The organism is Saccharospirillum sp., assembly GCF_039982735.1.
GTDB lineage: Bacteria > Pseudomonadota > Gammaproteobacteria > Pseudomonadales > Natronospirillaceae > Saccharospirillum.
In genome coordinates, this window is sequence record NZ_JBDWXV010000014.1 from 1 (window position 1) to 6,349 (window position 6,349).

Annotated in this window: 6 protein-coding genes; 2 read left to right on the plus strand and 4 right to left on the minus strand. The window is 55.0% G+C overall.

The window, feature by feature from the left end; genetic code table 11:
• Window positions 1-666 (minus strand): ferric reductase-like transmembrane domain-containing protein (locus ABJT94_RS13435; protein ID WP_348493922.1); only part of this gene is annotated, 666 nt, incomplete at its 3' end.
• Between the two features lie 213 nt (window positions 667-879).
• On the opposite strand from ABJT94_RS13435, the gene ABJT94_RS13440 reads away from it, so the two are divergent.
• Window positions 880-2,595, plus strand: a complete 1,716-nt coding sequence (locus ABJT94_RS13440) for a protein adenylyltransferase SelO family protein (RefSeq protein ID WP_348493924.1) — start codon at window positions 880-882, stop codon at window positions 2,593-2,595.
• Between the two features lie 2 nt (window positions 2,596-2,597).
• On the opposite strand, the gene ABJT94_RS13445 is transcribed toward ABJT94_RS13440, so the two are convergent.
• From ABJT94_RS13445 to ABJT94_RS13455, 3 genes are read right to left on the minus strand one after another with little or no spacing between them, the layout of a single operon-like run.
• Window positions 2,598-3,407: an SDR family NAD(P)-dependent oxidoreductase gene (locus ABJT94_RS13445; protein WP_322003245.1), complete on the minus strand. Its 810-nt coding sequence runs from the start codon at window positions 3,405-3,407 to the stop codon at window positions 2,598-2,600.
• Window positions 3,408-3,418: 11 nt separating this feature from the next.
• Complete coding sequence (locus ABJT94_RS13450; protein WP_348106432.1) at window positions 3,419-4,390, minus strand: LLM class oxidoreductase; 972 nt, start codon at window positions 4,388-4,390, stop codon at window positions 3,419-3,421.
• 3 nt (window positions 4,391-4,393) lie between these two features.
• Window positions 4,394-5,380 carry a zinc-dependent alcohol dehydrogenase family protein gene (locus ABJT94_RS13455; protein WP_348106431.1) on the minus strand — a complete coding sequence of 329 codons (987 nt, stop codon included), beginning with the start codon at window positions 5,378-5,380 and terminating at the stop codon, window positions 4,394-4,396.
• A 370-nt stretch (window positions 5,381-5,750) separates the two neighbouring features.
• On the opposite strand from ABJT94_RS13455, the gene ABJT94_RS13460 reads away from it, so the two are divergent.
• A partial coding sequence (locus tag ABJT94_RS13460) for a DMT family transporter (RefSeq protein ID WP_348493926.1) occupies window positions 5,751-6,349 on the plus strand: 599 nt, incomplete at its 3' end.

Below are 6,349 nucleotides of genomic sequence, written 5' to 3' on the forward strand. Positions count from 1 at the left end.
CCACTGCTTGGGCGTCAATCGGGCTACGGAGGTCACCCGCCAGGGGCGGGCCCTTTGCAGAAGGGGAACCAGGAGGTAAACAGAAAGTAGAGACCCGATAGCCAGTCCAGTCATTGCCAACCACACCCAGCTCATCACAGGCTGCGATCCGTACCGCCCTGCATACACGGTGTGGTGCAACAGAAGAAATGCAATCAAAAGCGCGCCTATCCCATGTAAGAGACGCCATGTCTCGTATCTGAAGTTTAATTGGGCGCGCCCGATGGCCAGCAGCACAAGGCTTGGAAGAAGCAGATAGGCGGCAATGCCTGTCGACAGAACGGAAAAATCTGTCGTAATCGTCAATGCACGCGTGGGGTCCCATGGGCGTTGACCACCTGAGGGCGTCCCCTGGTAAAGAAACGGGTGCAGCAAAGCGAAGGCCAGTGCCGTACGGGCCATGATCTGGTGAAACCGCATGGTTACATCCAGGCCTACGCCATTTGAAATGGCCTTGAAACGGCCGGACAAAATGAATTCCATGAGGACCATCGAGAAGGCAAGAATGCCCATACCCGATGCCAGTTCCTGTTGGAATTGGCGCGGTGGCCCTCCGACCCACCAGGACAGGCCCAGCGGCAATGTGACAACGACCAGGTAACCGACGATCAAAAAGAGCGGTTTCATCTGTCTTGTTTTCCCTTCCTTTGGGCATCTAATCTAGTCTTCTACAGAGTCCTTGGCAAAGCGCTGGCGATGAAAAAGGAATCGGCTATCGCGCCAGAAATAGGGCATGAGGAAGCAGGTCAGATTTAGCAGATAACCCAGTCAACGCAAGACAGAACTAACTTATCCATGCACACTGCTGACCGTCATCAAATCTACGTGCGAGGAGCCCCTATGCTAAAGCGATCGCCCCAGGAGAGATCTCCTTTTATCTCGAACTTCGAGGATGTCGCAGAGCTGGCTGACTTTTCGCTCATGGACACTCTTAATTGTGACCCTGAGGCGAAAGCAAACGGGGCCGACCACGAGCCGCGTCAAGTCTTCTCGGGCCACTATGTTCCGGTAAATCCCACACCCATCGAGAACCCCGAGTATATTGCGCACGGCCAAACTCTGTTTCGCGAACTGGGCTTCGCTGACAACATGGTGCAGTCCGACGACTTTGTGCGCGTATTCTCCGGCGACCTATCGCAGGTTCCGCAGCCGATGCGCCGGGTAGGGTGGGCGTGCGGCTACGCTCTTTCCATCTTTGGTACCGAATACAGCCAACAGTGCCCGTTCCAAACCGGCAACGGATACGGCGACGGTCGCGCCATTTCGGTGCTTGAGGCGGTTATCAACGGACAGCGTTGGGAAATGCAGCTTAAAGGTGGCGGCCGAACGCCCTACTGCCGGGGTGGGGATGGCCGGGCAGTTCTTCGGTCAAGTGTTCGGGAATTCCTGGCACAAGAGCATATGCACGCGCTCGGGGTTCCAACGTCTCGGTCGTTAAGTTTGTACGTTTCGAAAACAGAGAAGGTCAGGCGCCCCTGGTACTCAGAGGCTTCACGTTCGATGAATCCAGATGTACTGATATCTGAGCCAGTCGCGATCTCGACCCGCGTCGCACCCTCTTTCATTCGGGTTGGCCAACTCGAGCTTTTTAGTCGCCGTGCTCGCAAGAATGAGCATCCGCAGGCCATGGAGGAGCTTGAGAAGATTGTGCTGCATCTGATCGATCGTGAGTATAGTGACGTCATTGACCAAACACTGACCACTGCCGAAAAACTGGTACTGCTCGCGCGTGAGTTCCGCGGCCGGCTCACGTCGCTTGTGGCCAACTGGGTCCGCGTGGGCTATTGCCAGGGTAACTTTAACAGTGACAACTGTGCCGCCGGGGGCTTCACTCTCGACTACGGTCCATTTGGATTCTGTGACGTTTTTAACCCGCAGTACCAGCCATGGACGGGTGGCGGACACCACTATTCGTTCCTGAATCAACCGGCGGCAGCAGAGCGTAATTTCCACACGTTCTGCTCGACACTCCGGCCCCTGCTGACGGCAGATCCAGAGCATCTGCAACAGCTCGAAGAGATTCAAAGTGGTTTTTCAAGGGTGATGATAGAGCAAATGGAGCAAATGTGGGCGACCAAACTCGGGCTTGCCACCTTTGACGCGGCCTTGTTCAGCGAGCTCGAAAGCTTGATGGTGAACACACCTGTTGATTACACCATTTTCTTTCGAGAGCTCTCCGGCGTGCCTGATGATATTACCCCTCTGAAGAAGAGCTTTTATACCGGCTCGAGGCACGGTGCCAATCCGGAAGCGATGGATGCAGCCTGGTCAGAGTGGTTTACGAAATGGAAATCACTGACGGCTTTGCAGTCTCGCGAGGAGCTTTCTCGTCAGATGAAACTGGTTAATCCAAAATACAGTTTGCGGGAATGGTTCGTGGTACCTGCCTATCAACAAGCGGCTGCGGGAGACTATTCTTTGCTGCGAGAGTTACAGGAAGTCTTCACGCAACCATACGCCGAGCAATCGAAAGACGTGGAAGAAAAATACTACCGGCTAAAGCCGTTGGAACTCTTTGGCGTTGGTGGGTCGTCGCCCTACAGCTGTTCGCCATGATTTCATGTGAGAGCGGCTACTAACTTTTCTATAGCCGCTACAACCTCGCGGCATTTCCGGTCATCCAGAGCGTCCGCGTGTGGCGCTCCGAACCCACCTTTATCGTTATCAAAATACTTGCCCGAAGCATTGGCAAACTCTTCTGAAAGCGCCGCGCGGACAAGCACATTGGCTCCGATAGACAGGCTTTTTCCGGCAATTCCGAAACCCTCTTTGACCATCTTTGACGCCAGCAGGGAGCCGGGATTGACCGCCACAAAAACCAGCCCCTGATGGCTGCTGGACTGCGCGAGGGCATGGTTCCACATGGTCAAAGCCAGCTTACTTTGGGCGTAAGCCGACATGTCGTCCAGAAAGCGCTTCTTCCCCCGAAGGGCGTCAAGCTCAACCGTCGCCTGTGCGGCGGATGACAGGTTCACAACCCGGGCATCGGGCGCCAGAACGGGTAGCAAGCGCTTTGTCAGCAGATACGGTGCAACCGTATTCACGGCGAACCGGACATCCAGTCCGTCCTGGGTGACGGTTTCAGGAACACGCATGACACCGGCGTTATTGATGATCACGTCCAACTGGTCATGCTCTGTGGTGATGGCTTCTGCCAAAGAATCCACTTCAGCCAGACGCGACAGATCCGCCTTATAGGTGTAGATCAGTCCCGCGCCTCTGCTGTCAGCCAACGTTCTTTCTGTCGCCGCCAGCTTTTCTGCATTTCTTCCATGCAAAAGAAGCGTGTGTCCCTCGGAGTAGAGACGTTTTGCGGTTTCCAGCCCGATGCCATCAGTAGCGCCGGTGATCAGGATTTTCTTGGTCATGGTTTGTGTCCTTATGCCGGGAATTCGGGGAGCAGGTCTTCTGCGAGGTACAGGAGCGTTTCCTCAATGTCCGCCTGATTGAACCGTAGGTTCAGCGCCACATGGTTTACACCAATTTCTTCCAACGATTTCAGGTAAGTCTTCAGAAACTTGATGCCCGATTTGAAGCCCAGATGAATGGGCTGAGGCGGTGCATCGGGATCTGCCACCAAGTCGATGTACAGGGATTGCATCACGGGCTTTGAACCCCCTGTTTTACTGGGAATGCCGTCGCGCCAGTACCTGACGGCGTTTGCCTGGTCGTCAACATTGCGCGGGTAAGTAATCAAGCCATCACTGTGGCGAGCGCCCCATTGTGGCTCCTGTTGGCTTCCGCCGGTAATCAACATCGGAATCTTTCCTGCCGCTGGCTTGGGAAGCAGGTCCATCTCCCCGTTCGTTTGACCATAGCGGTTTTCAAATGCCGGTGCGGTTGCGGCCATCTTGCGGATGTACTCGAAACTGTCCCGAAAACGCTCGCCCCGGTTTGCGTAGCTCTCGTTGAGGGCCGGGTATTCATCGGGTCGGTCGCCGGATGCGATTCCAAGTATTAAACGACCACCGGACAGTTGGTCGACACTTGCTGCGGCTTTCGCAACATGCGCAGGGTGGCGAAGTGGCAATATCAGACTCGCGACACCGAGGGCGATCCGATCGGTTTGCCCCGCCAGAAAACCAAGATAAACGAACGGATCGAATACTTGGCCGGCATCACCGAACGAGGGCACATTGAATGGGACATCGCGCAACCATACCGCGGAAAAACTGGACTTCTCGGCCAATCGCACACGTTCAAGGTGCCGATTCATCGACGGTACTGGGCCGCTGGAGTAACTCTCCAGCGGAGCTACCAGGCCAATACTCAATCGATTCGGCTGAAAGACCTGATTGTAGCCCCGATTGATCTGGGCAAATGTCTTTGTGTTCTCGTTCAGTGCCGGCATCTGTTACACCTCCACGATGACCTTGCCGATGGCCTGGCCGCTGGTCAGTCGATCATGGGCCTTGCCCACTTCGGCCAGGTTGAAGCGCTGTTCATCGAGGAGGGGTTTAACGCCACCCTGATCCACGATCTGTGCCAGTTTCGCCAGAATGTCTCCGTGCGCTTCCCGATGATGGTTGTGCAACATGGGGATCAGCATGAAGACAACGTGAATCGACAGGCCTTTGAAGTGCGCTGTCATTAGGTCCAGCTCAACCATGGCGACCGTCGTGCTCACATGGCCATTCAGGGCCGCCGCTTCAAAGCTGTTGGTCATGTTTGCGCCACCGACTGAATCGAATACCACATCAAACCCGGCTCCCGAAGTGTGGGCCTGGACATAGTCGTTTACGGTTTCAGTCTTGTAGTCGATTGGCGTAGCGCCGTAGCCTTTGATGATGTCGAATGCCTGTTCACCGGAGGCTGTTGAATAAACAGTTGCACCAAAGTGTTTGGCCAACTGAACCGCGACATGGCCAACGCCACCAGTTCCGCCATGAACCAGAACTTTCTGTCCGGCTTTCACTCCGGCACGTTGCAGTCCCTCGAAGGCGGTTATGCCGACCAGCGGCAAAGCGGCGGCTTCACGCATCGTCAGGCTCTTGGGTTTGTGGGCAATCAGCTGTGCGTCGGCGGGCATGTACTCAGCCAGGGCACCCTGCAAATCGGCCAGGCCACCAGCACATCCGTAAACTTCGTCGCCGGGTGCAAAACCGGTCACGCCTTCACCCACGGCCTCAATGGTTCCGGCGAAGTCCATGCCGAGCACTGCAGGTAGCTCCGGGGAGAGGGGAAGATCCTTGCCCATCTGGCGGATCATGGTGTCGACGGTGTTGATGCTTGTTGCCGCAACGCGGACGATCACCTGGCCGGGTTGGGCCGAGGGTGCTGTCATTTCCGTTTGCTCAAACGCTGCCTGCTCGCCGTACTGGTTGAGAACCATCGCTTTCATTGTGTGCCTCCAATTCATTCTGTGGTTTGTTCAAAAATCTATCGAACAGATTATTGATTCGTAAAAGCAGAATAAATGGCCAATAATCGTTTTCAGAATTCGTAAAATGAATACAAATACCAAAGTGTCACGGCTCTGGGCTGGTTTGGGTTCAGCGTATGGCCGTCGGTTGGTGGTATTTACATAGCGGGGATTTCCGGGCAACGTTCCGCTCCTTTTGCTTTGAGGGCAGTTCCCATTGCCGACAATGGTGTTGGCCGGTTGCGCTCAGAGGATTGGGCGTCGTGTTTATTCTGGTTAGAGAGGGAATATGAGGGCTAAGTCGGGTTCGGTGGTTTTTCTTTGGGCAGCAGCGCTGTCAGCCGTTTTTATGGGTACCATCGGTGCAATCTCTCTCTATGCTGGTGCCGGTGCTGAGACCGTCACCTTCTATCGTCTCTTCATCGGTGCGCTTTTGATGGCGACCTATCTGTTTGCAAGCGGGCAACGCAGCAAGGTCTTGATGTGGCCTGGAGGAAAGGTACTTGTCACCGGTGCCTTCCTTGCCGGTTTCGTGATGTTCTACATACTGGCCATTGAATACACCAGTATGGCCAACGCTGTCATGGTGATGTATCTGGCCCCGGTGACTGCTTCGGTAGTGGCCCATTTTTTCCTCGGTGAGCGTCTTACCACCACCAGTATCGGGCTGATTGGCTTCGCGTTACTGGGGTTCGCGATGATGATGGAGTTTAACTTCAGTCTGAGCGGGAGAGCAGAGGAGGCTATCGGTCTGGTGTACGCGGGTTGTGCCATGCTGTGTTACTCAGCGTTTATGTTGACTAATCGCCTGATCGACGATCGTATTCATGTGTTGAGCCGCAGCGGCTTCCAAATGCTGGCAGGGGCTTTGTGCATGTTGCCACTGATGCTGATTAAAGGTGAGGGCATCGCTATGGCGCAGTGGGGCTGGCTGATTGCCGCGGGTCT